This window comes from Streptomyces sp. sk2.1 (assembly GCF_008120935.1).
Taxonomy (GTDB): Bacteria; Actinomycetota; Actinomycetes; order Streptomycetales; family Streptomycetaceae; genus Streptomyces.
On the sequence record NZ_RDBO01000077.1, the window covers coordinates 854,331 to 880,347 of the forward strand.

Annotated in this window: 22 protein-coding genes and 1 tRNA gene; 11 read left to right on the forward strand and 12 right to left on the reverse strand. The window is 73.2% G+C overall.

Features of this window, described 5'->3' with window-relative positions; genetic code table 11:
- Positions 1-16 precede the first annotated feature (16 nt).
- Positions 17-775 (reverse strand): TetR/AcrR family transcriptional regulator, encoded by a 759-nt coding sequence (locus tag EAO76_RS31080; RefSeq protein WP_148839203.1) that lies wholly within the window; start codon positions 773-775, stop codon positions 17-19.
- A gap of 42 nt (positions 776-817) precedes the next feature.
- Positions 818-1,282, reverse strand: a complete 465-nt coding sequence (locus EAO76_RS31085) for a MarR family winged helix-turn-helix transcriptional regulator (RefSeq protein WP_148839204.1) — start codon at positions 1,280-1,282, stop codon at positions 818-820.
- A gap of 68 nt (positions 1,283-1,350) precedes the next feature.
- Between EAO76_RS31085 and EAO76_RS31090 the strand changes: the two genes are divergently transcribed.
- Positions 1,351-1,848, forward strand: a complete 498-nt coding sequence (locus EAO76_RS31090; RefSeq protein WP_148839205.1) for an SgcJ/EcaC family oxidoreductase — start codon at positions 1,351-1,353, stop codon at positions 1,846-1,848.
- A 51-nt stretch (positions 1,849-1,899) separates the two neighbouring features.
- Here EAO76_RS31090 and EAO76_RS31095 read toward each other — a convergent pair whose 3' ends face one another.
- Positions 1,900-2,835, reverse strand: a complete 936-nt coding sequence (locus EAO76_RS31095) for a diiron oxygenase (RefSeq protein WP_148839206.1) — start codon at positions 2,833-2,835, stop codon at positions 1,900-1,902.
- A 177-nt stretch (positions 2,836-3,012) separates the two neighbouring features.
- Between EAO76_RS31095 and EAO76_RS31100 the strand changes: the two genes are divergently transcribed.
- Positions 3,013-4,131: a ferritin-like domain-containing protein gene (locus EAO76_RS31100; RefSeq protein WP_148839207.1), complete on the forward strand. Its 1,119-nt coding sequence runs from the start codon at positions 3,013-3,015 to the stop codon at positions 4,129-4,131.
- A 182-nt stretch (positions 4,132-4,313) separates the two neighbouring features.
- Positions 4,314-5,210: an ADP-ribosylglycohydrolase family protein gene (locus tag EAO76_RS31105; RefSeq protein ID WP_262375847.1), complete on the forward strand. Its 897-nt coding sequence runs from the start codon at positions 4,314-4,316 to the stop codon at positions 5,208-5,210.
- A gap of 301 nt (positions 5,211-5,511) precedes the next feature.
- On the opposite strand, the gene EAO76_RS31110 is transcribed toward EAO76_RS31105, so the two are convergent.
- The 8 genes from EAO76_RS31110 to EAO76_RS31145 all read right to left on the reverse strand — a co-directional run bounded on the left by EAO76_RS31110 (position 5,512) and on the right by EAO76_RS31145 (position 17,078).
- Complete coding sequence (locus EAO76_RS31110; RefSeq protein WP_148839209.1) at positions 5,512-6,582, reverse strand: amidase; 1,071 nt, start codon at positions 6,580-6,582, stop codon at positions 5,512-5,514.
- Positions 6,583-6,586: 4 nt separating this feature from the next.
- A complete protein-coding gene (locus EAO76_RS31115; RefSeq protein ID WP_148839210.1) occupies positions 6,587-8,044 on the reverse strand; it encodes a penicillin-binding protein 2 in 1,458 nt (485 codons plus the stop codon).
- Between the two features lie 97 nt (positions 8,045-8,141).
- Entirely contained in the window at positions 8,142-9,521 is a 1,380-nt protein-coding gene (locus EAO76_RS31120) for an FtsW/RodA/SpoVE family cell cycle protein (protein ID WP_148839211.1), read from the reverse strand.
- Between the two features lie 120 nt (positions 9,522-9,641).
- Positions 9,642-11,195 (reverse strand): HAMP domain-containing sensor histidine kinase, encoded by a 1,554-nt coding sequence (locus EAO76_RS31125; protein ID WP_148839212.1) that lies wholly within the window; start codon positions 11,193-11,195, stop codon positions 9,642-9,644.
- Complete coding sequence (locus EAO76_RS31130; protein WP_148839213.1) at positions 11,192-11,950, reverse strand: hypothetical protein; 759 nt, start codon at positions 11,948-11,950, stop codon at positions 11,192-11,194. Before EAO76_RS31130 ends, EAO76_RS31125 begins: the two co-directional genes overlap by 4 nt.
- Positions 11,951-12,186: 236 nt before the next feature.
- Complete coding sequence (locus EAO76_RS31135; protein WP_148839214.1) at positions 12,187-12,510, reverse strand: zinc-ribbon domain-containing protein; 324 nt, start codon at positions 12,508-12,510, stop codon at positions 12,187-12,189.
- Positions 12,507-14,699, reverse strand: coding sequence for a HEAT repeat domain-containing protein (locus tag EAO76_RS31140; protein WP_148839215.1), 2,193 nt, complete (start codon positions 14,697-14,699; stop codon positions 12,507-12,509). The genes EAO76_RS31135 and EAO76_RS31140 overlap by 4 nt, the downstream gene beginning before the upstream one ends.
- Before the next feature lie 417 nt (positions 14,700-15,116).
- The gene (locus EAO76_RS31145; protein ID WP_148839216.1) at positions 15,117-17,078 is read right to left on the reverse strand and encodes a protease pro-enzyme activation domain-containing protein; all 1,962 of its coding nucleotides are present in this window, start codon (positions 17,076-17,078) and stop codon (positions 15,117-15,119) included.
- A 271-nt stretch (positions 17,079-17,349) separates the two neighbouring features.
- Here EAO76_RS31145 and EAO76_RS31150 point away from each other — a divergent pair, with 271 nt between their 5' ends.
- The 3 genes from EAO76_RS31150 (at position 17,350) to EAO76_RS44900 (ending at position 20,092) form a co-directional block, all read left to right on the forward strand.
- Positions 17,350-17,730, forward strand: a complete 381-nt coding sequence (locus EAO76_RS31150; RefSeq protein WP_187438846.1) for a hypothetical protein — start codon at positions 17,350-17,352, stop codon at positions 17,728-17,730.
- A gap of 178 nt (positions 17,731-17,908) precedes the next feature.
- Positions 17,909-19,558 carry a hypothetical protein gene (locus tag EAO76_RS31155; RefSeq protein WP_148839217.1) on the forward strand — a complete coding sequence of 550 codons (1,650 nt, stop codon included), beginning with the start codon at positions 17,909-17,911 and terminating at the stop codon, positions 19,556-19,558.
- 108 nt (positions 19,559-19,666) lie between these two features.
- Positions 19,667-20,092, forward strand: coding sequence for a hypothetical protein (locus EAO76_RS44900; protein ID WP_187438847.1), 426 nt, complete (start codon positions 19,667-19,669; stop codon positions 20,090-20,092).
- A gap of 140 nt (positions 20,093-20,232) precedes the next feature.
- On the opposite strand, the gene EAO76_RS31165 is transcribed toward EAO76_RS44900, so the two are convergent.
- Positions 20,233-20,304 (reverse strand) — tRNA-Arg (locus tag EAO76_RS31165).
- Positions 20,305-20,534: 230 nt separating this feature from the next.
- On the opposite strand from EAO76_RS31165, the gene EAO76_RS31170 reads away from it, so the two are divergent.
- The 5 genes from EAO76_RS31170 (at position 20,535) to thrC (ending at position 25,942) form a co-directional block, all read left to right on the forward strand.
- Complete coding sequence (locus EAO76_RS31170; protein ID WP_148839218.1) at positions 20,535-20,969, forward strand: response regulator; 435 nt, start codon at positions 20,535-20,537, stop codon at positions 20,967-20,969.
- Between the two features lie 55 nt (positions 20,970-21,024).
- Complete coding sequence (gene nrtL / locus EAO76_RS31175) at positions 21,025-22,023, forward strand: ArgS-related anticodon-binding protein NrtL (protein ID WP_148839219.1); 999 nt, start codon at positions 21,025-21,027, stop codon at positions 22,021-22,023.
- 26 nt (positions 22,024-22,049) lie between these two features.
- Complete coding sequence (gene lysA, locus EAO76_RS31180) at positions 22,050-23,441, forward strand: diaminopimelate decarboxylase (protein WP_148839220.1); 1,392 nt, start codon at positions 22,050-22,052, stop codon at positions 23,439-23,441.
- Positions 23,442-23,536: 95 nt separating this feature from the next.
- On the forward strand, positions 23,537-24,865 hold the full coding sequence (locus tag EAO76_RS31185; protein ID WP_187438848.1) for a homoserine dehydrogenase: 1,329 nt from the start codon (positions 23,537-23,539) through the stop codon (positions 24,863-24,865).
- A gap of 6 nt (positions 24,866-24,871) precedes the next feature.
- Complete coding sequence (thrC, locus tag EAO76_RS31190; RefSeq protein WP_148839221.1) at positions 24,872-25,942, forward strand: threonine synthase; 1,071 nt, start codon at positions 24,872-24,874, stop codon at positions 25,940-25,942.
- Positions 25,943-26,017: the final 75 nt, after the last annotated feature.

Here is a 26,017-nt window from a genome sequence, read left to right on the forward strand (position 1 = left end):
GCCCCAGTCTGACCGATCAGTCGGCGGGCAGCAGATGGCCCGCCCCGTCGGCCACCGCGACCAGCCGTTCCGCCAGCCGTCCGGCCGGTCCCTCGGCGTTCTCCAACGGAAGCAGCGCCTCCACCACCGACGCGGTCTGCGGGTCCGTCGCGGCCGTGACGGCCAGCAGCGCGAGCAGCTGATCGACCAGCCAGCCGCGCAGCTCGGCCGCGGCGGGCTGCTTCCCCTCGTCCAGCCAGATCAGGGACGCGGCCTCGACCGCCGCGATCCAGGTGCGCACCATCATCCGGAGCCTGGGGCCGGGCGCGGTCCCGGCGCCCGCGCCGAACCTGCCCAGGTGCAGCAGGATCTGCTCGGCCGCCGCGCGCCGCACCTCGTCGACGATCGCCGTCGTACGGGACGTCCCGACGACGCTGCCGCCGCGCAGCAACGCGCTGAACCCGGTGTCGTGCTCGTCGACGAAGGCGAGATAGCGGTCGAGCACCCGCGCCACCCGCTCGGTGGGCGGCCCCATCGGCGGCTCGGTGAAGCACAGGATCAGTTCGTCCGAGGCGGACCGCAGCGCCGCCTCGTACAACTGCTGCCGCCCGCCGGGGAAGTAGCGGTAGACGAGCGGCCGGGACACCCCGGCGACCGAGGCGACCTCGTCGAGCGAGACCTCGTCGGGGGCCCGGTGGGCGAAGAGGGTGAGGGCCGCGCCGAGAAGCTGGGCGCGACGCTCCTCGACGCTGAGCCTTCGGTACGCGCGGGTCGGCGGCACGGTGGCGGCAGTCATGACCGGAAGCCTAACGACCGGGGGAGCGGTGGGGGCGGGCCGTCATCGATGCTCCCCGAGCGCGCGGGTCGCCTCCCGCTGTATGTGCGCGGAGCGGTCGAGGAAGCCGAGGATCACGGCGAGCTCCGCGTCCGAGTACTCCGCGTACAGCTCGGCGAGATGGGCGGCGAAGGGGGTGAAGAGCGGGGCGAACCGGGCCTCGATGCCCGGGTCGATCTCGACGTTGACCCGTCTGCCGTCCTGCGGGTCCTTCACCCTGCGGGCGAACCCCTTGCGCTCCAGCCTGTCGACCAGCCCCGTGACGGAGGCCGGTGCCAGGCCGGTGAGCTCTCCCAGCTCGCCCGCGCTGAGCGCGCCCGAGCGCTGGAGCAGGTCGAGCGTCTTCTCCTCGACCGTGCTGAGGCCCATTCGGTCGCTGATTGCCGCGTGGTACATGACGGCCGCGTTGCTGTGCACCCGCCCTGCCTCCCCGAGCCGGGCGAGGAGTTCTTCCCTTGACGTTCCCATGAGCGCTCCATATATTTAGTTCGGCCGAACGAAATAATAGCAGAGGTGCACGGGGGAGAGGGAAGCGCATGGACACCCGGGAGACGGAGATCCGCGAGCTCTTCGCGGAGTACTGCAGGACCTGGACGGAGGCGGACTCCGCCGGGTTCGGGCGGCTGTTCACCGAGGACGCCGACTATGTGTCCTACGACGGAAGCTGGGCGGCCGGCTCCGCGAAGCTGGAGGACAACCACGACAAGCTGTTCCGCGGCGTGATCGCCGGTTCGGCGATGGTCGGGGAGATCGAGTCCCTGCGCTTCGTCACCGACTCCGTGGCCGTGCTGGTGGGCAATGGATCGGTCCTCATGCCCTGGCGCGACAAGCTGCCGAAGCGGCGGCTGTCGCGCCAGGTCATCGTCTGCGTCCGGACGCCGCGGGGCTGGCGGATAGCGGCGATCCAGAACGGGCGGCAGCGGCCGGTGACCGTTCCGGAGCCCGGCTCGATGCCGTCGAGGATGTCGCGGGGCATGACGCGGCTCGCGCGGCGCTTCGGCGTGGGCCGGGCGCGGGAGGTCACCCTGCCGTGAGCGGGGCCCGGGGCGGTGTCGAGGCCGGATGCCGGGCCGTGGCCGGGCGGCTCAGGCCAGGAGGCCGGACTTCTTCCACATCCTGCGCCCCACCCCGTTGAGCACCCCGATGTCGTCGAAGAAATCCGTCAGCCGCTTCGCGCCGGTCTGCATGACCTCCGCCCGGTGGCCGCTCGCCTTCACCTGGGCGACGGCTTCGTGCCGGTTCAGGCCGACGTTCTCGTACACCTGGGGGTTGATGAAGCAGACGGAGAAGACGCGGGCCGCCTCGCCGCAGCTCAGCCGGGTCAGCCGGCGCTCCCAGGCGGGGGCGGTCACCATCTGTCGGCGCAACTCCTCGCGGGCGTACCGGACGTGCCGGGCCTCCTCGACCACATGGATGCGGGTCACGCCGCGCACCAGCGTCTGGACCCGCTCGTCCGGGAAGGTCAGCCGCTGCATCCAGTCGAGGATCTCCTCGCCGAGCAGCGTCGCGGCGAACGAACCGGGCGTGGTGGAGATGGTCTTCAGTACGCGCGCGAGGTTGTGGTAGACGCGCGGCACGGGGTAGTCGGGCGTCCCGCCCCACTTGATCATGCGGCCGAACATCATCGAGTGCCGGCACTCGTCGGCTATCTCGGTGAGCGCGTAGCGGACGTGGTTGCTGGTCACCGGGCGGTCGTAGATGTGCCGGACCAGCAGCTGCATGAGGATGATCTCGAACCAGATGCCCAGTGAGGCCAGTGACGCCGCCTCGTGCCGGGAGAGGTCGATCCGCTGCTCCTCGGACATCTTCCGCCACAGCGGGGTGTCGTAGAGGGAGACGAGCTCGGGCGGCCAGAACCACTTGCCCTCCTCGACCGCCGAGGCCCAGTCGAGCTCCTTGTCCGGGTCGAAGGAGTGCTTGGCCGAGGATTCGAGCAGCCGCTCGGCGACCTGCTCCCGGTCCCGGAGCGGGCCGAGCGCGTCGCGCAGCAGCTGGATGTCGCGTTCGGACACTGTGGTCATGACTGGGGCACCTCGCGCGTGGGTTACCGGGGGTCACTCCTTATGAGACGCCCCGTCAGTAAGGCCGTCAATCCCTTGGGTGCGACTTGTTGACCCGGTGTCTACCAACGTGTGAACCTGCCAACTGACGTAAACGCCGCGGGAATTGTCGGAACATGCCAGGCGAAGGAGCCGTCCGTGTCGACACACGACCTCTACACCACTGCCCCCGAAGCACCGCTGTGGCAGGTGCCGGCCTCCGGCGCCGCCCGCTTCACCTGGGACTACGACGACGGCCGGGAGCGCCTGCTCGCCCTTTACCAGAAGGGCAAGGACAAGCAGTGGGACGGCAACAAGCGCATCGACTGGTCCCTGGAGGTCGACCCCGCCGACCCGCTCGGCACCCCGGACGAGGCCCTCACCCTGTACGGCACCCCGCACTGGGCGAAGATGACCGAGAAGGACCGGGGCGAGCTGCGCAAGCACTACACCGCCTGGCAGTTCAGCCAGTTCCTCCACGGCGAGCAGGGCGCCATGGTGTGCGCGGCCAGGATCGTGGAGTCCGTCCCCGACCTGGACGCGAAGTTCTACTCCGCGACCCAGACCATGGACGAGGCCCGGCACGCCGAGATCTACGGCCGGTTCCTGCACGAGAAGGTCGGGATGCTCTACCCGATCAACGACAACCTCCAGGGGCTGCTCGGCGACACCCTGCGCGACTCCCGCTGGGACATGCCCTACCTCGGCATGCAGGTCCTCATAGAAGGGCTCGCCCTGGCCGCGTTCGGCATGATCCGCGACACGACGACCAAGCCGCTGCCCAAGCAGATCCTCGCGTACGTCATGCAGGACGAGGCCCGGCACGTCGCGTTCGGACGGATGGCGCTGCGCGACTACTACAAGCAGCTGAGCGACGCCGAACTGCGCGAGCGCGAGGACTTCGTCATCGAGGGCTGCTACCTGATGCGGGACCGGCTCAGCGGAGTCGAGGTGCTGGAGAACTTCGGCATCGGCAAGCAGGAGGCCAAGGACCTCTCCGAGCACTCGGAGTTCCTGCAGCTCTTCCGGAAGCTGCTGTTCAGCCGGATAGTGCCGTGCGTCAAGGACATCGGCCTGTGGGGCGAACGGCTCCAGAAGGCATACGTCGACATGGGCGTCTTCGAACTCGGCGACTCCAACCTCGACCTGCTGATGGCCCAGGACGAGGAAATAGCCGAACAGCTCGACCGGGACCGCTTCGCGGCGGAGGAACGGGCCAGGGTCGCCGAGGTCGAGGAGGCGATAACCCAGGGCGGTTCCGGCACGCCGGGGAGCTGACGACGCGTCGGCCTCCCGGGGCGAGGAACCGCCCGGGGACAAGGAACCGCCCGGAGGCGAGGAACCGCCCGGCAGGAACGGCTGCCCGGAGGTACCACCGCGGTGCGACGGAACGGGGCGTCTTCGCGGGACGACGGGGCAAATGGATGTACGCCGTCGGCCGGGGCGGGAAGGATGACGGCATGACGCCACTGCCCCCGCCCCCTGCCGCAGATCCCGCAGCCGCCCGCCGCAGCCTGGAAGCGCTGGCCCTGGGCGACGCGTTCGGCGAGCGCTGGTTCCCTCTTTTCCGCGAGCCCCGCCGGGCGTTCGACGAGATCAAGGCGCGCCGCACCCCCGAGGAACCCGACTGGCACTGGACCGACGACACCGCGCTGGCCCGCGCCCTGCTGCGGGTCCTGGAGGAGCACGGCCGGGTCGAGCAGGACCGTCTCGCACTCTGCTTCGCCCTCACCTACGAGGCCGACCAGGCCCGCGGCTACGGACACGGCATGCACATGCTGCTGCCCCAGCTGCTGGCCGCACCGGCCGACTGGCGCACCCTGGCACCCGGACTCTTCGAGGGCGGCAGCCTCGGCAACGGCGCGGCGATGCGGGTCGCACCGCTCGGCGCGTACTTCCACCGGGACGTCGGGTTCGCCGCCGAGCAGGCGACGTTGCAGGCGACCGTCACCCACGCCCACCCGGAGGGGATCGCGGGCGCGGTGGCGGTGGCGGTCGCGGCGGCGCTGATGGTCCGCGGCGAGTTCACCCTGGCCGCGGTCGCCGACCGGACCCCCGAGGGGCTCGTGCGCGACGGGCTGCGCCGGGCCGTCGACGTCCCCTTCACCACCGAGCCGTGGAAGGCGGCCGATCTGCTGGGCAACGGGCAGCGCGTCCGCGCCGACGACACGGTCCCGTTCGCCCTGTGGACCGCGGCCCGGCATCCGGACGACCTGGAGACGGCGCTCTGGGCGACGGCCGAGGGCCTCGGCGACGTCGACACGACCTGCGCCATCACCGGCGGCGTCGTGGGCGCGGCCACCGGGATCGACGGGGCGCCCGAACCGTGGCTGCGGCGCCGCGAGCCGCTGGCCTGAACGGGGACGGCGGCGGGCGGACGACCCGGTTCCGCCCGCCACGCACCGCCGCCGTCCACCGCCCGCCACGCACCGCCGCCGTCCACCGCCCGACAACCGTCATCTGCCGCCCGCCACTCACCGCCCGACACCCGCCATCTGTCGTCCGCCACCCACCGCGCCCCGCTCGCACCACCGCCGATGACGAGGCCGCCACCGCCACCGACGAGGAGACCGTCACCGCGACGGCGGGGCCACCACCGCAAACAAGGCCGTCACCGCGACCGACGGGGCCGTCACCGCCGACGGGAGCGTCGGCAGGTCACGGTCGTACGGCGGGCAGGGCACTCTCCACCGCGCCGGCCGCCGCGAGCAGCGAGACGTCCGCCCCGCGCTCCGCGACCAGTTGCAGCCCGACCGGGCAGCCGTCCGCCGTGAAACCCGCGGGCACACTGGCGGCCGGATGCCCGCTGAGGTTGAACGCCCAGGTCAGCGCGGTCGAGTAGAGCTCGCCCGGGCCGTCGTGCCCATGCGGGCGGTTGGGCGTGGTCGGGGTGAGCAGCAGCGGGGCGCGGGCGAACAGCGCGTCGAGCCGGAGGTCGTTCTCGCGCCGGACCTCCGCGGCGGCGGGGGACTCCTCCCCGCCCCGGACCGCCGACCACGCCCCGCAGGGGTCGAGCAGCTCGCACGCATCGCCCACGAGCCGCACCACCCCGGCCGCCACCAGCCGTTCCACCGCGCGCCGCACCACGGCGGCGACCTCCGGATCGACCTCGGCGTACCCCAGGTCCGGGCTGAAGACGGCCGGCACGGGAAGGACCGGCGGCACCGGCTCGTACTCGTCCAGGACGGTGCGCAGATACGTTCCGGCCCCGGCCGCCGACCGGGCCAGCACCCCGGCGGACGCCAGTCCGGAACGGTCCGGGGAGGGCAGCAGACCGTTCGTCGTCTTCAGGCCGAACACCCCGCACCACGCGGCCGGAATCCGTACCGACCCCGCCCCGTCGCTGCCGGTCGCCAGCCCCACCAGGTCCGCCGCGACCGCGGCCGCCGAGCCCGCCGAGGAGCCGCCCGGGGTGCGGTCGGGGCGCCATGGGTTGACCGTACGGCCGTGGGCGCCCAGCCCCCAGGTCTGCCAGGACGTGCCGGGGCCGGGCACCGAGGTCGAGCCGACCGGGACGCCACCGGCCGCGATCAGCCGCCGGGCCGCGTACGACCGGATGCCCGAGCGCCCCTTGACCGCGAACGGCAGACCGGCCAGGGGCAGTCGACGGGCCGGTCCGGCGTCGGCGAGCGCCCGCTCGTGCCACACCTCGACGAACGCGCACAGCCGCGGATCCGTCCGGTCGATCCGCTCCAGCGTCCGGCGCACCCCGTCCGTCGTGTCGCTCATCCGGTCAGTCTCGCAGGGCCGCCTCCATGACGGAACGCGCGATCGGGGCCGCGCTGCCGCCGCCGCTGATGTCGGCCCGCCTCGCCGCCGCGTCCTCGACGACCACGGCGACCGCGACGGCCGGCTGCGCCGAACCGGGCGCCTGCGCCCAGGAGATGAACCAGGCGTACGGCGTGCCCGTGTTGTCGACGCCGTGCTGCGCGGTGCCGGTCTTGCCGCCGACGGTCACCCCGTCGATCGCGGCGTTGGACCCGGTGCCGTTCTCCACGACATCCACCATCATCTCGCGCAGCTGCATCGCCGTCCGCGGGTTCATCGCCCGGTGATAGGTGCGCGATCCGTTCCGCTGGACGGTCGCCCCGCCCCGGGTGGTCGTACGGTCCACCAGGTACGGGTGCTTGAGATCGCCGCCGTTCGCCACGGCGGACGCCACCATCGCCATCTGGAGCGGGGTCGCCGTCGTGTCGAACTGCCCGATCGAGGACAGCGCGAGCTGGTCCTCGGACATCTCGGTGTCGAAGTTGCTCTTCGCCACCCCCGGGGGGATCTTCAGCCCGGTGTCGTTGAAGCCGAACTTCTCCACCGCCTCCACCATGTCCGCCAGGCCGACCCGCACCCCCAGGTCCGCCATCACGGTGTTGCAGGAGATCCGGATCGCCTCGGCGAGCGACGCCTGCTCGCAGCCCCGGGACTCGTTGGGCAGCGTCGTCGTCGTGCCCGGCAGCACGTACGGGGACGGGGTGTCGGTCTCCGCGTGGGGATCGGTGACGACCCCCGCGTCGAGCGCCGCCGCGGCTGTCACGATCTTGAAGGTGGAACCCGGCGGATAGGTCTGCCGGATCGCCCGGTTGAGCATCGGCCGGCTCTCCGCCGCGTTCAGCCGCTGCCAGGCGTCGGTGACGGACGAACCGGTGCCCGAGAGCAGCCCGGGATCGTACGAGGGGGTCGAGACCAGCGCCAGGACACGGCCGGTCGCCGGCTCCAGGGCGGCGACCGCGCCCCGCCGCCCGCCGAGCCCGTCGTAGGCGGCGCGCTGCACGGCGTCCTCGACGGTCGTGACGACGTTGCCGCCGGGCTGCTGGGCGCGGGTGATGTCGTTCCACAGCGGGAACGGGGCGAGCATCGGATCGGTGCCGGAGAGGATGTCGTCCTCGGTGTACTCGATCAGGGAGGTGCCGTACGTCTGCGAGGCGTAGCCGGTCACGGGGGCGTACAGCGGGCCGTTCCGGTACGTGCGTTCGTACCTGAGCTGCTCGCCGGTGTCCTCGGAACCCGTGACGGACCTGCCGTCGACCAGGATGTTTCCGCGCGGCTGGCCGTAACGGGTGATCGTCAGGCGGCGGTTGGCGGGGTTGTGGTCCAGGCTGTCGGCGTCGATGACCTGGATGCGGGCGGCGTTCAGGAGCAGTGCCACGAGCAGCAGCAGACAGAGCGCGGCGGCGCGGCGGATGCAGCGGATCACGACCGGGCCTCCGGTGCTCGGGACGGGCCCGGTGGCCCGGCCGGCGGTTGCGGGTACGGGAACGGGTGCGACGCGACACGGGGGCGGGGGGACGGGCTCACCGGTCGCCCTCCGGCACCGGCGCGATGATTCCGGTCTCCACGGCGTCGGGCTGCGGTCTGCGGGCCTGGTCGCTGACCCGGATCAGCAGCGCCACGATGATCCAGTTGGTGACGACGGACGAACCGCCCTGGGCGAGGAACGGCATCGCCATGCCCGTCAGCGGGATCAGCCCCATCACCCCGCCCGCGATCACGAACACCTGGAGCGCCAGGATCGAGGCGAGGCCGATCGACAGCAGCCGCCCGAAGGGATCGCGCAGGGCGAGACCGGCCCGGTAGCCGCGGGCCACCAGGAGCGCGTACAGCAGGAAGATCGCGGTCAGCCCGGTCAGCCCGAGCTCCTCGCCCGCCGTCGCCAGGATGAAGTCGGACTTGGCGGCGAAGCCGATGAGGATGGAGTGGCCGAGGCCGAGCCCGGTGCCGAGCATCCCGCCTGCGGCGAACGCGAACAGCGACTGGGCCAGCTGGCCGGGTCCCCGGCCGGCGTCGATCGAGGCGAACGGATCGAGCCAGTCCTGCACCCGGCTGTGCACATGGGGTTCGAAGGAGCCGACGACGAACGCGCCGAGGGCGGCGAGCAGCAGCCCCACCGCGATCCAGCCGGTCCGGCCGGTCGCCACGTACAGCATGATCACGAAGAGGCCGAAGAAGAGCAGCGAGGTGCCCAGGTCGCGTTCCAGGATCAGCACGCCGACGCTGAGGAGCCAGATCGCCACGATCGGGCCGAGCACCCGGCCGGTGGGGAACTGGAGCTTCCAGAACCGGCGGCCGGTGTACGCGAGCGCGTTGCGGTTCGCCGCGAGGTACGCGGCGAAGAACACGGCGAGCAGGATCTTGGCGAACTCGCCCGGCTGGAAGGAGAGACCGCCGACCCGGATCCAGATCTTGGCCCCGTTCACCGCCGGGAAGAAGATCGGCACGATCATCAGCACCAGGGCCGCGGCGACCGACAGGTACGCGTACCGCTGGAGCACCCGGTGGTCGCGCAGGAGGACCACCACGGCGATGAACAGCGACACGCCGAGCGTGGACCAGATCAGCTGGGTGGGGGCCGCCTGGTCCTTCGGCGTCTCCAGGTCGAGCCGGTAGATGAGCACCAGGCCGAGCCCGTTGAGCAGTACGGCGATGGGCAGCAGCAGCGGATCGGCGTACGGGGCGCGGAACCGGACCGCGAGATGGGCGAGGAGGGCGAGCAGCCCCAGCCCCGCGCCGTAACCGGCCACGTCGGGCGGCACCGCGTCGTTCCTGGCCAGGCCGACGGCGACGTAACCGTAGACGGGGACGAGCACGGCCCCGACGAGGAGCAGCAGCTCGACCCCGCGCCGCTTGGGCAGGCGGGGAGCGGGCGGGGGCGCGTCCGCCGTCGTTGCGGTCATGCCACGCAACGTAGCAAGAGCGGGTGCCCATTTCCCTTATGTCGTAGCAAGTATGTCCGGGCGGGCCGACGAGGGCACGGACCGGCCGGACCTGCTTCCGGGGCGGCGTCCGACGACCCGTCACCCCTCCTCGCGCGGGCCGGATTCCGAGCCGCCCCCACCACCTGTCGTCCCGCCGTCCCGTGCCCCGTCGCCCGGCGCGTCGTCATCGGGCGCGCAGCCGTTCGGGTCCGGGGGCTCGGGGAGCACCACCCGGGCCATCGCCCCGCCGTCCGGGGCGTTGCGGAACGCGAGTTCGGCGCCGATCGCCTCGGCCTGGCCGGCCGCGATGGTCAGCCCGAGGCCGTGCCCCCGCCCGGCGCCCTCGGTGCGGAACCGCTGGGGGCCGTCGGTCAGCAGGTACTCCGGGAAGCCCGGGCCGTGGTCGCGCACGGTCACCACCGGCCCGTCGACCGTCAGCACCACCGGGGGACGGCCGTGCTTGTGGGCGTTGGCGACCAGATTGCCCAGCACCCGCTCCAGCCGCCGCAGATCGGTCTCCACGCGCACCCGCGCGGGCCGCCCCGGCCGGCCGGGACCCGGGTCCGCGATCCGGACCGCGGTCTCCGTCCCGGAGGCGCGCACCACCCGCTCGACGAGCGGGACCAGTTCGTACACGGCGAGATCGACCCGCTCCGTGCGGGCGTCGAGCCGGGAGATCTCCAGCAGGTCCTCCGTCAGCGCCCGCATCGCCCGGACCCGGTCCCGCACCAGCTCCGACGGCCGCCCCGGCGGCAGCAGCTCGGCGGCGGCCGAGAGACCGGTCAGCGGGGTGCGGAGCTCGTGCGCCACGTCGGCGGTGAAACGCTGCTCGGTCTGCAGCTTGCGCTGGAGCGTGGCGGCCATGGTGTCCAGTGCCCCGGCGACGATCGCGACCTCGTCCTGCGGCCGCGAGGGGTCCGTCGTACGCGGGTCGGCCACCCGGGCGTCCAGGTCGCCCGCGCCGATCCGGCGGGCCACCCGGGCCGTCTGGTGCAGCCGCCGGGTGACCCGGGTGACGGCGAACGCGCCGACCAGCACGGTGGCGGCGATGGCCAGCAGGGCGGAACCGACGATCGCCCTGTCGAGATTGTCGATCGTGCGGGCGCTCTGGCCGTAGTCCACCACCGCGGCCAGCGCGCGGCCGTCCGCCGGGGCCGCCGCCCACATGACCGGGTGCCCGGCCAGGTTGCCGACCAGCGTGCCGCGCTCGCCGCTCACGGCCAGGGCGCGCAGCCCGGCGGGGAGTCCGGGCAAATCGATCCCCGAACCCGGCGGCATCGCCTCGCCCGTCTGGTACGCGACGGTGGCGTCCGCCAGTCGGGCCAGGGCCTTCTCGCGGGACTGGCCGACGGTCTCGCGGGTCATCCCGGTGTGCACGAGCGCGCCCAGCAGCGCGGCGAGCGCGCAGCACATCACGGTGATGAAGAGGGCCGCCTTCCAGGTGAGCGTCGCGGTCCAGGCGGGCACCCGGACCCTGCGCCGACGCGGCGCGGCCCCGTCCGTACCGCGCCGAGCCGTGCCGCTCCGGCCGGACCCCCGGGTTCCCGCGTCGCCCCGTACCGCGTCGCCCCGTACCGCGTCGCCCCGTACCGCGTCGCGCCGCCCCGGACCGCTCCGGCCCGGTTCCCGGTCCCCCGCGTCGCGGCGGCTCATCGGCGTTCCGCGAGGACCCCGGGCGACGTGGCCGGGGGAGAGACGGCGGGCCGGGAGGTCGTGAGGGACGGCCGCGGCGTCCGGGACGGCGGGATCCGCAGGATCTCGTCCCGGGCGGGCAGCATCGCGCGCTGTCCGGCGTCCCAGGACCAGGCGGTGCGGTACTCGTACCCGGTGATCGCCGACGGCGCCCGCACGATCAGGTCCCGCCCGGCCAGCTCGACGCTGATCACGGCGTCCGAGGTGGACAGGATCCGGGTCAGCCCGCCCGAATCCGGCATGTACACCCGGATGGAGAGCTGACGGCCGGGCAGCTGGATGCCGATGACCATCTCCTCCCGCCCGTCGCCCGTCAGATCGCGGAAGTAGGGCGGGAGCACGGGACAGGAGGCCGGCTCGGCGGGGCACGCGTCGATCTTCCGGACGACGTCGGCGGGAAGGTCGGCCGTGCCGCTGGTCCGGTTGGTGCGGGCCCCGACGCCGGCCCGTACCACCGCCACCGGGTCCAGCCGCCGCACGTCGCCGTCCGGCACCGCGATCCCCGGGATGCGGGCGGTCTCGCCCTCGCCGTAGTCGTACGGGGCGGCGGAGGCGGGCGGCAGCCGGGGCCAGAGCCGGGCGGGGCCGATGGCCGTCGGGGTCGGCCCGGCGCTGTGCAGCCCGCCGGTGTCGCCGCAGCCGGACGACAGCGCGACACCGGCGACGACCCCGAGGGCCACCGCCGCACGGCGCCGCGTCCGGCGATCCGGGCGCATGACTCCCTCCCTTCCGGCGGTCCATACCAGATAGACCTTATGGGGAGGCAAGTCCGTTGTGCCCGTTCAGTGAAGGGAAGGGGTGGTCCGCTTCCGGGAGGCGCCGGGGGCGCCGCTGGGCACTCCGGGATGCCATGGGGTGCCGCGGGACGCCGGGGGCGTGGGCACCGGGTGGCGCCGCTCGGCCGCCCGTCCGGTGCCGACGAGGTCCCTCCCCGCCGGTACGGGGACGGGCCTCAGCTCTGGTACGGGTTCTGCCCCGGGGTGCCCTGCGCGTACCCCGGCTGTCCCTGCGGCTGACCGAACGGGTTGCCGTTCTGCACCGCCGCCTGCTGCGCCAGCAGCTGGTCGGCCTGCTCCTTCGGGATCTGCTGCTCGCCGCCGCAGAACGTGCACTGGGTCGCGTACTTCGTCGAGAACGGGAACAGCGGCACGAAGAACAGGGTGAACTTGGTGACCCTCTTGCGCAGCGTGTGGGCGGCCGGATTGCCGCACCAGCCGCAGACGAGCGTCAATATGGCCAGCTGGTACAGATAGCCTCGCGTACCGAAAATGATCATGTGGCGGGTCCCTTCCCCGTACCGCCCCGAAGGGCCTGCCGGCAGAACGCCAGCAGTTTCTCGTCCTCGTATGTGTCGTGGCTGCCGTACCCGCCGTCCATCGCGTTGTGACGGCGGACGGAGGCGAGCTCGGCGCGCAGCGCGCGTGCCGACTCAGACCCTGCACCAGCGACCCCCGACCGCGCCAGGCGTTCCGCCACCCGGACCCTGGAGTGACGGTTCGCCTCCCAGGCCGACAGGAGCAGCGGTACGGACTCGTCGGCCCGCCCGGTCACGTCCCACAGCGCGATCGCCGCGTCCAGCCGCAGCCACGGATCCTCGTGCCCCAGCAGCGCGCGCAGCCGCGGCGCGGTCACCTCCGCCCGGGCCCCGAGCCCGCCCAGCGCGTTCACCGCGGACCGCCGCTCGTGGACGCGCTCCGCCTGGAGGCCCTCGATCAGCACCGGCAGCACGGCGTCGGCGTCCCCGTCGACCGCCCACAGGGCCTGCGCGACCTCCGTCGCCGACGCCGACCCGGGACGCCGCAGCAGCGCCCGCAGCTCCGGCACGGCACCGTGCGCCGCGGGCCCGAACGCGGCGAGCGCCCGCAGCGCCGCGGTGCGCAGCCACTCGCCCCGGTGCGCCGGCGCGCCCCGCAGTATCCGCAGCACCTCCGGCAGCGCCTCCTTCGCCCGCAGCGCGGCCAGCCCGGTGAGCAGCGGGCCCGCCCGGTCGTGCGCCCTGCCGTCCAGCGGGACCTCGCCGAGTCTGCGGCACAGCACCTCGGCCAGCGGGTCCGCCGTCGCCCCCAGGAAGCCGATGGCGAACCCCACGTCGTGCGGTACCTCGGGCCGTTCCAGCGCGGCGGCCAGCGCGGGCAGGGACCGGGCGTCCCCCAGCCGGGCCAGCGCCTTCACCGCGCTGCCGAGCCCCGGCGGCCCGCTCGACCAGTCCTTCACCCAGGCGCCGGGGTCCGCCGCCACCCGCGCCGCCAGCGCGTCGGCCGCGGGCGCCGCGAGCCCGAAGAGGTCCTCCAGCACGTGCGAGGCGGCCTCGGCCAGCTGCGGATCGGGGGTGGCGAGCTGCTCACCGACCAGCCGGACGAGTTCCCCGTACGAACCGCGCCAGACCCGGATCAGCCCGCTGCTCATCCGGAGCGCGTCGATCCGCTGCCGGCGGTCGGGGCTGCGCAGCTGGTCGGCCAGGAGCGCCGTGCGCTCGGCGACCCGGTCGTCGAGCCCCACGTGCAGGGTGCGCAGCAGATCCGCGGTCCAGGGGGCGGGGTGCCCCGGCTCCTCCTCGCCGGACGGCCCCCGCAACTGCCCCACCAGGGTCACCGGCGCGGACCGCTCCTCGGCGGGCGGCTCGCCGGGCCCGCCCGCGTCCGGGTACGCCTCCACGGCCCCGACCGCCTCGGCCTGCTGCGCGTCGGCCGCGGGGGCCGTACCGCTCGTTCCGCCCGTCCCGCCCCGGCGCGCGGGCTTCGAGCGCAGCTGCCGCAGCAGCCCGGTCACCACCCGTACGACGTCACCGGGCAGTGCGTCCGGCGCGCACCGCGCCAGCTGGGCGAGCGCGGCCAGCCGCAGCCCCGGCGGGAAGCCCTCGCCCGCCAGCCGGCTCAGCCACGCCGCCGCCTGCCCGGCCAGCGCGCGGTGGCGCAGGGCCACCCGCCCCGCCGCCTCCACCAGCGCGAGCCGCACCTCCTCGGCCGGCTCGATCGGCATGCGCTCCCGCAGCAGCGCGAGGACCCGGTCCGGACGGCCGTGCAGCGCGGCGAGCGCCAGGGGGGCGGCGAGCCGGACCCCCGGGTCCTCGTCGGTCATCAGCTCGAAGAAGATCCCGGCGCCCGCGGTGACGGCGGTGGCCGCCATCGCGTAGTTGGCCGCGCCCTCGATCTCCTCCTCGTCGATCTCCTCCTCGTCGTCCTCGTCCAGATCGATGCCGCCGATGCTGGTGAGCAACTCGACGATGCTGCCGCGGTCCTGGATGCCCGGATCCGCCACCAGCTCGAAGAGGAAAGGAATGCTGGCCAGCGTGCAGGCGTACACATCGCCCTGGTGGTGCACGGCCCCGTACATCCCGTCCAGGGCCGTCTCGCGCTCCGCCGGGTCGGCGGACGCCAGGCCCCGCAGCATCGCGGGCACGTCATCGGCCGGCCCGTAGGCATGCTCCATCGAGGCCCAGTCGACCTCGTCGATTCCTGCGAACACGCCATCGCCTCCCCACGCAATTCAACGAAGCAGTGTCTGCGAGGAGTGTGCACCACAGGTCGGACGATCCGCCCTCCACATGCGGTCTTTTCCCGGCGGGCATGACAAAGGCCGGTTCCATGCGCTATCGGCACACGCTGACGAACAGCCAGAACCAGCCATCCGGAACCTTTCTGACGCTTCGTCGGGCACTGTCCCGCGTACCCTTCGCACACTCGTGCGCGGCCGACGGCCGCCCCGGGGCGGGCCCGGAACGGCCATCGGCGCACGCGTGCCGCGCCGCGCCCGCCGGGGCGCGTCCACCGGCACGCGTCCACCGGCGCGAAGGGGCGGCGGCGCGAAGGAGCGAATGCCCAACGGCGCTTGTCCGCAAGGAGATTCGACCCGACGGCCGCCCCGGCCGGTATCGGCGCCGGGTCAGTGGCGCCGGTGGCGCGGACGGTACGAGTCGATGTATCCGGCCGCCGGAGTACCGACCCCCGTCACGTCGTCGTAGCCCTCGACCGCCTTGAGCGAGGCGTCCTTGCCCAGGCTCCGCACCGACGTCAGCAGACCGTCCGAGGCGTCCACGCCGTTGGCGAAATCGACGCGGGCCACCGCGAGGTCACGGTTCGGTCCCAGTGGGTGGTCGGTGACGTCGTGGTACGCCTTCGAGCCGTACCGGGCGTAGATCGCCGGGTTGGCGAAACCGATCGGCAGACCGCGCCGGGCCTGCTGCGCGAGGGCCTGGACGCCCGCGACGACCGGGGCGGCGAGCGACGTGCCGCCGATGCGGTACTCGTCGTAGCCGAGCGATCCGTCGGGCAGCGTCTGGGTCTGGCCGACCAGGAAGCCGGTGTTCGGGTCGGCGACGGCCGCGATGTCCGGGGCCGTGCGCATCCGCCGTTCGCCGTTCGCCCGTGCGAGTGAGTCGGGCACGACGCCGCGCTGGTAGAACGGCTGCCCCACGGTCGAGCTGGTGCCGCCGCCGGCCCCGGAGGTGTAGGCGCCGGGGAAGCCGGTCCAGCTCCTGCCGTCGTCGGAGAGGTCCGCCTTCAGCGTGCCCCAGCCGGTCTCCCACCGGTACGTGTCGTGCCTGCCGACGGCCAGGGAGGTGCCGCCGACGGAGGTCACCCAGGCGGAGTTGGACGGGACGTCGATCTGCTTCGTGCCCGTCGAGGCGACGTTGTCGCCGTCGTCGCCGGAGGAGAAGTAGAAGCCGATGCCCTCGACCGCGCCCATCTTGAAGACCTGGTCGTACGCGGCCGCGACGTCCGGGGTCTCATTGGCCTCGATGTCGCCCCAGGAGTTGGAGACGATGTCCGCGAGCCGGCGGTCGACGATCTCGTTCAGCGAGTCCAGCAGGTCGGCGTCGTAGCAGGAGGCGGCGCCCACGTACACGATGTCCGCGGCGGGCGCGACCGCGTGCACGGCCTCCACGTCGAGGGTCTCCTCGCCGTACCAGCCGGAGGCGCCGCACTCCTCGGTCCTCGTGTAGTCGTCCGGCAGCACCTGCCGGAGCTGTCCGCGGCGGTACGGGGCGTCGCCGTTGCGCCGGGCGTACTCGGCGGCGTCCTTCCCGATCGTCGGCGAGGCGTACGCGTCGGTGATCGCGACGGTGACGCCCTTCCCGGTCCACCGGCCCGCCCCGTAGGCGGCGCGCAGCTGCTTGCCGGTGTAGCCCCGGACGGCGTACGGCACCTTGGTCCCGTAGGCGTCGGGCAGCGTCGTCGCGGTCCTCGAACCGTAATGGGTGGAGAACGGGCCGGAGTTGCGGAACACCGCGTCCGGCGGCGGCAGCGCCTCGTCGTGGCTCGCCCGGTGCGGCGCGTCGTCCAGGCCGGAGACGGCGAGAACGGCGTCGCCCAGCGCGGCGGGCACGGAGGCGGTGGAGGCCGGGGCGCGGTAGGTGTGCTCGCCCTTGCGGTAGTTGCGCAGCCGGGTGCCGAAGGTCCGCTCGGCCGCGGCGACGTCACCGGTGGCCGAGACGTAGTGCCGGTTGGTGCCGGTGACGGTCAGTCCGTTCGACTTCAGCCACGCGCCGACCCGGTCGATCTGCTGCGGGGTCGCCCCGAACCTGGCCTGCGCCCGGTCGGCGCTCAGGTACTTCCCGTACGAGGCGGACCGCGGGTCGGAGACGGCGGTGGCGTAGGCGGCCAGTCCCTCCGGGTCCCGTCCCGCCAGATGGACCCGGACGTGGACGGCGTCGCTGTCGGCCGCGGCCCCCCGGTCGGCCCCGGCGGTCGCCCAGGCGGGTTTGGTGCCCCGCAACGCGTCGCGCCCGCCCGGCGCGGAGTCGGCGTCGGCGTTCGATATCCCGAGGGCGAGCGCACCGGCGAGCAGCGGCAGCGTCACCGCGATGCTCAGCGCGGCGCGACCTCTGGTGCGGCTGGTTCTCATGCAACCCCCTGCGATGTGGGTCCTCGTGTGTGGCACATGCACCGGATGATGTGCACATGTAATGCGCCACTCTGGCGAGGAACCCCTCATGCAGGGGGCATGCATTCGCCAAGAATCGACCAAATGGTCGAGTGCGCAAGGGGGTTCGGGGGAGGTTCGCAGCAAAAGCGTGGGATTGCCCCACCGGGCGTCCGCGAGCGCTCCGGGGTGACGGCGTGTCGGCGATCCCGGCGTCGGACCGGTCGCACCGCCCCGCACCTATGCTCGCCGGATGGAGCAGAGCGAAGTGGTGAAGCGCGTGGTGGGCATCCTCACGGAGGCGGGCGAGATCCGTCGGCTCCTGGAGGAGAACGCCGACCGCGAGGACCTGGACACCGACCCCGGCGTGGTGACCGTCCTCCTGAACGAGACCATGCCCCGGATCTCCGTCCCCGAGGACGCCTCGATCGACGAGGTCGCGACACTCGTCGGCCGCGAGGTCGGCGCCGCGGTGGAACAGCTGGTCGGCGCGTTCACCCTGGCCTTCGCGATGCTGGCCCAGGTGCACGACTCCGGCCGGACGGACGTGACCTCCGCCGACGTGCTCCAGGACCTGGCCCTGAAGGCCGAACAGATCGGTTCCTCCGGCGGGTCGGAGGAACCGGGGGCGTAGCCCGGTCCGCACCCCTCGCCGGGCAGCCCGGCACCCTGTACCAACTCCCGTTCGTCCGTGCATACTTGGCGAACTCCGCCCCGTGGGGACGGGGCGTTCCGGGCTCCCGGACGGGCGGCTCCGGTACGCCGGTGCCGGGCCCGGACGCCCGGCAGGGGCTCACCCGGACGGAGGCGGCATGCGGACCGGTCACGGCGGGTGGGAGGACCGGGTCGGTGCGCTGTACTGGCAGGGCCTGGAAGCCCAGCGGGGCGGTGGTTCCGCGACGGGCGCGCGGGAGGAGTCGCTGCGCCTGCACCAGGAAGCGGTGGACATCGTCCGCGGGGAGCTGCGCTCCCGCCCCGACGAGCCGCGGCTGTTCGAGATGCTCGCGTCCCTCCTGTACACGATGGCCGCCTCGCACACGGCCCTGGAGCGGCCGGTGGAAGCGGTGCGGCTGCTGGAGGAGAGCGAGACCTCCTACGCGCGGTCGGGCGTCCCCGCGGCCAAGCGGCGCCTGCTGATCGCCGACGTCCGCATGCGCAGGGCACGGGCGCACGGGCTGGCCGGGCACGGGGTGTCGGCCCTGTTCTGCGCGGACCGGGCGATCGCGGCCTACGCCCTCGCGGGCATGCCCTCGGCCGGCCCTCCGAGGTCGCTCGAACTGGCCCGGGTGCTCAGCGTCGCGAGCGTGGTCCACCTGGGGCACGGAGATCCCGATCAGGCGCTCGCCTGCGCCGGGCAGGCGCTGTCCCGGTACCGCCAGGGCATCGCCGTGCTCAACGCCGACAAGGACGCACACCTCGGCTACGCGGTCGACATGGCCGCCGATGTCGCCGCCCGGATCGAGGCGGCCCGCGGCAACTGGGACAACGCCCTCGCCGTGGACGCGTTCGTACTGGAGGCGGTCCGGGTCGGCTGGGGGAGCCGGGCCCGCGCCCTCGCCCGCCAGGCGGTGCACCTGCGGGCCGCCGGGCGACCCGGCGCGGCCGCCGCACTGGGCCGGGCCGCCGAACTGGACCCGGACGCGGTCCGCAGGGAGGAACGGATCCTGTCCGCCGGCGTGCCGATCTCCCTGGCGGAGGCACTCGTGCGCGCGGAGGGCGCGCTGGGCGATCCGCGGGCACGGCGACTGCGGCAGGCCCTGACCGGCCGGGAGACCTACTCGACCACCGGGCGAGGAGAACCCGGCCGGCGGGCCGACCTGGCGGGAACCCTGGCCGACCTCGCCGAACGCCTGACCGCGCACGCGCCGCAAGCCGCATGGCGGGCGGCGGTCGAGAGCCATCTGCTGCATCTCGGCGCGTTCGCCGACCGGACCGACAGCGAGTACAAGTGGCTGATGGACCGGGGCCACGACTGGGCCCGGGCACTGCTGACGACGGCGCTGCTCGCCCGCGACCACCACGACGGACCGATGCGGGACGACGTGCGCGAGGCCGTGGACGACCTGCGCGCCCGCCTGCGGGCTCTGGGCACCCTGGTCCCGAAGGACCCCCGGGGCGCGGCCATGCTGGCCCCGGCGCTCCAGGGCCTGGCCCTGACGGACCGTGCGACGGAAGTGCTGTCGCAACCCGGCACGGCGACAGGAACGGCGGGGGCGGCGGAACCGGGCCGGGACGCGGCGGAGACGGACGCCCCGGCAGAGGCACCGACCCCAGCGCCCTCACCGGCTGCACCGGCCCCAGCGCCCTCATCGACGGCACCCGCTCCACCGGCTTCACCTGCTCCACCGACGGCACCTGCTCCACCCGCTCCACCGTCGAAACCGCTGCCCGCGCCGTCCGCGGAGCCCGGGACCCCGCCCCGGCGCCGGTCCTTCTTCCGCCGACGCGGAACGAAGCCGTGACGCCCGGCCCGGAACTCCGGGCGCGTGCGGGTCACCGGGAACCACGGACCGCCGGACATCCGCGCGGAGGCGGACGGCGCGGTGGCGCATCGACGGGAAGGGGCGGACGTGGACCGAGGGGCCAGTCGGGAAAGGCTGTACATCGGGGGGCTCCAGCACACGAGTCTCATCTTCTCCGCGGAGGGGCTGCGCGTCTGCCACTACCGCGACGAGCTGGGCTGGGACGGGGTGCGCGTGGTCGGTCACTACATGGCGCGCGAAGAGGTCTGGGAGTGGGACGAGATCGCCGGGTTCTCCTGGGGCACGTGGGGCGCCACCCTGCCGCAGTTCCGCATGGTCCCGGTCCCGGGGCCCCGGGGCGACGCCGTCTTCCCGCAGGGGCGCGGCGTGGTGCTCTGTTCGAGCCGCAACTTCACCCGTGAGGGATGGCGGCAGGTGGCCCGCGCGGTCGAGTACTTCACCGAGGGCCGGATCGTCGTCGTTCCGCGAGTGCCGAAGAAGAGCGGCCACTGGTGGAAGACGTCAAAAATCTAGAACCGGCCGCAGGGGAACCGGACATACGGACCGAAGGCAGGGGACCGGTCGCCCCGGGCAATGCGTGATCGCTCATGGAAAAGGCCCTCCGATCTGGCTTGTCGCCTGATCAGAGGGCCTGTTCGGCACCTTGTGCAAGGTGCCCCCGGCAGGATTCGAACCTGCGCACACGGCTCCGGAGGCCGATGCTCTATCCCCTGAGCTACGGGGGCGTATCGCTGTGTTGCTCGGCGACGGGTGAAACACTACCAGCTTCCGGAGGGTGTCCGTGAACAGGTATTTCCGGGCCGTCGGGAACGGTGCCGAGGGGGCCGGACGGAGGGCCGGGGAGGGGCGTGCGGTGCGCGCCGGATGCATCCGGCCAACGCCTCGCGCCACCCGTCCGGGGGCGGAAGTGGGTAAAACCCGGACGCAGCCACGGGGGCGCCCCTACTCTCGGAGTGTGTCAGGGGCGTGTGGCCGCGTGCTTGTTGTCGACGACAACAAGGTCATCCGGCAGTTGATCAGGGTCAACCTGGAGCTTGAGGGCTTCGAGGTCGTGACCGCGGCCGATGGTGTCGAGTGTCTGGATCTGGTGCATCGGGTCCTTCCCGATGTGATCACGCTCGATGTCGTCATGCCCCGGCTGGACGGTCTGCAGACCGCCACCAGATTGCGCTCCGACCCGCGGACCAGACATCTGCCCGTGGCGATCATCAGCGCCTGCACGCCCTACGAGGTGGACAGCGGGGTCGCCGCGGGCGTCGACGCGTTCCTGGCGAAGCCCTTCGAGCCGAGCGAGCTGGTACGGCTCGTGCGGCGGCTGGCGGACCGGGAGCCGCCCTCGTCGCTCGACGGCAGGCACGGGGCCGGTCGTGCGGAGAGCGCCGCGGGGTGACCGCATGGCGAAACGGGGTCGCGATGTGCCCCCCTTTCTCCCATACGCTTGTCCCGTGACCCCCGCCGACCTCTCCAGGACCGTGCTGCACGCCGTGCGCCGCGCGGTCGACGAGAACGCCCTGCGCGCGCCCGTCCCCGCGCGCGTGCGGGTGGAGCGGACCAGGCCCGGCGGGCGCGGGGACTACGCCTGCGCCGTCGCGCTCCAGCTGGCCGGACCCGCCGCGCTGCCCGCCAGGGACGTGGCCGAGATCCTCCGGGAACGGATCCGGGAGGCGCCGGGCATCGCGGGTGTCGAGGTCACCGGACCGGGCTTCCTGAACTTCACCCTGCCGGCCGCCGCGCGCGGGCTCGGACCGCTCGTCCGGACCATCCGGGAACGCGGCACCGGCTACGGGCACGGGGACGCCCTCGCCGGCACCTCCGTCTCGTTCGCACCCGTCGAGGAGGTCCGCGCCCGGGTCGTCACCGACACCGTCGAGCGACTGCTCCGGGCCCGGGGGGCGACGGTGGGGGAGCGGACCGCGGACGGGGAGGCGCTGCACGTGGTGCCGGTGCCCGCCGCCGACCGCGACCTCTTCGAGCGGCTCGGGACCGACGCCGCGCGCTGGGCGATGCTGCGGGCAGCCCCGCACGACCGGCCCCGGGGCACGGGGGGCACGGAACTGCTCGTGCAGCAGGAGGGCAACCCGCTGTTCCGGGTGCGCTACGCGTATGCCCGGACCCGCGCGCTGAGCGGCAACGCCCGCCGGCTCGGGTTCGGCGCCGCGTACGAGCAGGACGTGGACGCGCCCGCGCTCGGCGCGCTGCTCGCCGACCACCCCGACGTGCTCGCCGCCGCCGCCCGGCACCGCGAGCCGGACCGGGTCGCCCGGCAGCTGGAGGCCGTCGCGGCGGCCTTCTTCGACTTCCACGACAGCGCCTCGCCGCTCCCCGTCGGTGACGAGAAACCCTCGGCCGCCCACCGTTCCCGGCTCGCCCTCGCCGAAGCCGCCGGGACGGTGCTGGCCGGTGGCCTGTCCCTGCTCGGCGTCAGCGCACCCGAAGTCCTCTGAGAGACCCGAGAGAGCAGAGCAACACGATGAGCCGATCCGCACACCCCGCCGGTCCCCGCCACGCCGACGTCATGACGGAGGGCCACTACACGGCCCCGCCCGCCGACCTCAACGCCCTGGACCCGAAGGTCTGGGCCCGTACCGTCACCCGGGACGAGGACGGTGCGGTCACCGTCGGCGGGATCGGGGTGACCCGGCTGGCCGAGGAGTTCGGCACCCCCGCCTACGTCCTCGACGAGAGCGACTTCCGGGCCCGCTGCCGGGCCTGGGCCGACGCCTTCGGACGGGACGCCGACGTCTTCTACGCGGGCAAGGCGTTCCTGTCGCGCGCCGTCGTGCGCTGGCTGAAGGAGGAAGGACTCAACCTCGACGTCTGCTCCGGCGGGGAGCTGACCTGCGCCCTGGACGCCGGGATGCCCGCCGAGCGCATCGCCTTCCACGGCAACAACAAGACCGCCGAGGAGATCGAGCGGGCGGTCACCGTCGGCGTCGGGCGCATCGTGCTCGACTCCTTCCAGGAGATCGCCCGGGTCTCGCACATCGCGCAGCGGCTCGGCAGGCGGCAGCGCGTCCAGATCCGCGTCACCGTCGGCGTCGAGGCGCACACCCACGAGTTCATCGCCACCGCGCACGAGGACCAGAAGTTCGGCATCGCGCTGGCCGGGGGACAGGCCGCCGAGGCGGTGCGCCGGGCGCTCACCCTCGACGGGCTCGAACTCATCGGCATCCACTCGCACATCGGCTCGCAGATCTTCGACATGGCCGGCTTCGAGGTCTCCGCCCGGCGCGTGGTGCAACTGCTCGCCGAGGTGCGCGACGAGCACGGCGTGGAACTGCCCGAGATCGACCTGGGCGGCGGCCTCGGCATCGCGTACACCTCCGAGGACGACCCGCGCGAGCCGCACGAGATCGCCAAGGCGCTCGGCGACATCGTGACCCGCGAGTGCGAGGCCGCCGGGCTCGCCACCCCGCGGATCTCCGTCGAGCCGGGCCGCGCCATCGTCGGACCGACCGCCTTCACGCTGTACGAGGTCGGCACCGTCAAGCCCCTGGAGGGACTGCGCACGTACGTCAGCGTCGACGGCGGCATGTCGGACAACATCCGCACCGCGCTGTACGACGCCGAGTACACCGTCGCGCTCGCCTCGCGCACCTCCGACGCCGAGCCGATGCTCGTCCGGGTCGTCGGGAAGCACTGCGAGAGCGGCGACATCGTGGTCAAGGACGCGTTCCTGCCGTCCGACATCGCCCCCGGCGACCTGATCGCGGTGCCCGCCACCGGCGCGTACTGCCGCTCGATGGCGAGCAACTACAACCACGCCCTGCGTCCGCCCGTCGTCGCCGTGCGCGACGGAGCGGCGCGAGTGATCGTCAGGCGCGAGACGGAGGAAGATCTCCTGCGTCTCGATGTCGGCTGATGAAATAGATGTCTCAGGATCCGGACGGGTAGCAGAAACCCCCGTCCGGTGAGTGAGACTGGTCCACACATCGGATGTAAAGGAAACGAGGTCGGATGATGCGTACGCGTCCGCTGAAGGTGGCGCTGCTGGGCTGTGGAGTGGTCGGCTCAGAGGTGGCGCGCATCATGACGACGCACGCCGACGACCTCGCCGCGCGCATCGGCGCCCCGGTCGAGCTCGCCGGGGTCGCCGTGCGCCGGCCCTCCAAGGCGCGCGAGGGCGTCGACCCCGCGCTGATCACCACCGACGCCACGGCCCTGGTCAAACGGGGCGACATCGACGTCGTCATCGAGGTCATCGGGGGCATCGAGCCCGCCCGCACCCTCATCACCACCGCCTTCGAGCACGGCGCGAGCGTCGTCTCCGCGAACAAGGCGCTGCTCGCCGAGGACGGCGCGGCCCTGCACGCCGCCGCCGAGCAGCACGGGCGGGACCTCTACTACGAGGCCGCCGTGGCCGGTGCCATCCCGCTCGTCCGGCCGCTGCGCGAGTCCCTCGCCGGTGACAAGGTCAACCGGGTCCTCGGCATCGTGAACGGCACCACCAACTTCATCCTCGACCGGATGGACACCAGCGGGGCGGGATACTCCGAGGCGCTCGACGAGGCCACCGCGCTCGGTTACGCCGAGGCCGACCCGACCGCCGACGTCGAGGGCTTCGACGCCGCCGCCAAGGCCGCCATCCTCGCCGGGATCGCCTTCCACACCCGGGTCAGGATCGGCGACGTGTACCGCGAGGGCATCACCGAGGTCACCGCCGCCGACATCGTCTCCGCCCGCCGCATGGGCTGCACCGTCAAGCTCCTCGCGATCTGCGAGCGCGCCGCCGACGGGAATTCCGTCACCGCGCGCGTGCACCCCGCGATGATCCCGCTGAGCCACCCGCTGGCCTCCGTGCGCGAGGCGTACAACGCGGTCTTCGTCGAGGCCGAGGCGGCCGGACAGCTCATGTTCTACGGCCCCGGCGCCGGCGGCTCGCCCACCGCGTCCGCGGTCCTCGGCGACCTGGTCGCGGTCTGCCGCAACAAGCTCAACGAGGCCACCGGCCCCGGTGACTCCGCGTACACCCGACTGCCGGTGAGTCCCATGGGCGACGTCGTCACGCGGTACCACATCAGTCTCGACGTGGCCGACAAGCCTGGCGTGCTCGCCCAGGTCGCGACGGTCTTCGCCGAACAGGGCGTATCGATCGATACCGTCCGTCAGCAGGGCAGGAATCCGAGCGGCGGCGACGAGGCCGTCGCCGGGCAGGGCGGCGAGGCCTCCCTCGTCGTCGTCACCCACCGCGCGGCCGACGCCGCCCTCTCGGCGACCGTCGAAGCGCTGCGCGGGCTCGACACCGTGCGCGGTGTCGCCAGCATCATGCGTGTTGAAGGGGAGTAAGGACCCATGACCAGCAAGGGCACCCACCAGTGGCGCGGCATCATCGAGGAGTACCGGGACCGCCTTCCGGTCACGAGCACGACGCCGGTCGTCACGCTCCGTGAGGGCGGTACGCCGCTCGTCCCCGCTCAGGTCCTCTCCGAGCGCACGGGCTGCGAGGTGCACCTCAAGGTCGAGGGCGCCAACCCCACCGGGTCCTTCAAGGACCGCGGCATGACGATGGCCATCACCCGGGCCAAGGAGGAGGGCGCGAAGGCGGTCATCTGCGCCTCCACCGGCAACACCTCCGCCTCCGCCGCCGCGTACGCGGTGCGGGCCGGCATGGTCTGCGCCGTCCTCGTTCCGCAGGGCAAGATCGCGCTCGGCAAGATGGGCCAGGCGCTCGTGCACGGCGCCAAGATCCTCCAGGTGGACGGCAATTTCGACGACTGCCTGACGCTGGCCCGCTCGCTCTCGGACAACTACCCGGTGGCGCTGGTCAATTCGGTCAACCCGGTCCGCATCGAGGGTCAGAAGACCGCCGCGTTCGAGATCGTCGACGCGCTCGGCGACGCCCCGGACGTCCACGTCCTCCCGGTCGGCAACGCGGGCAACATCACCGCCTACTGGAAGGGTTACAAGGAGTACGCCGGGGACGGCATGTCCACGCACACCCCGCGCATGTGGGGCTTCCAGGCGTCCGGCTCCGCGCCCATCGTCCGCGGCGAGATCGTCAAGGAGCCGTCGACCGTCGCCACCGCGATCCGGATCGGCAACCCGGCCTCCTGGCAGTACGCGCTGAACGCCAGGGACGAATCGGGCGGTTTCATCGACGAGGTGACGGACCGCCAGATTCTGTCCGCCTACCGGCTGTTGGCCTCGCAGGAGGGCGTCTTCGTCGAGCCCGCGTCGGCCGCGTCCGTGGCCGGTCTGCTGAAGGCCGCCGAGGAGGGCAAGGTCGACCCGGGCCAGAAGATCGTCTGCACGGTCACCGGAAACGGCCTCAAGGACCCCGACTGGGCCGTCGCGGGTGCCCCGCAGCCGGTCACGGTCCCCGTCGACGCGGCCACCGCCGCCGAGAAGCTGGGCCTCGCGTAGGACCCCCGGGCCCGGCCGGTGCGGTCCTTTCCGGCCGGCCGGGCCCGAGGGCGCCCGCGGCAGCCGTTCGCGGCG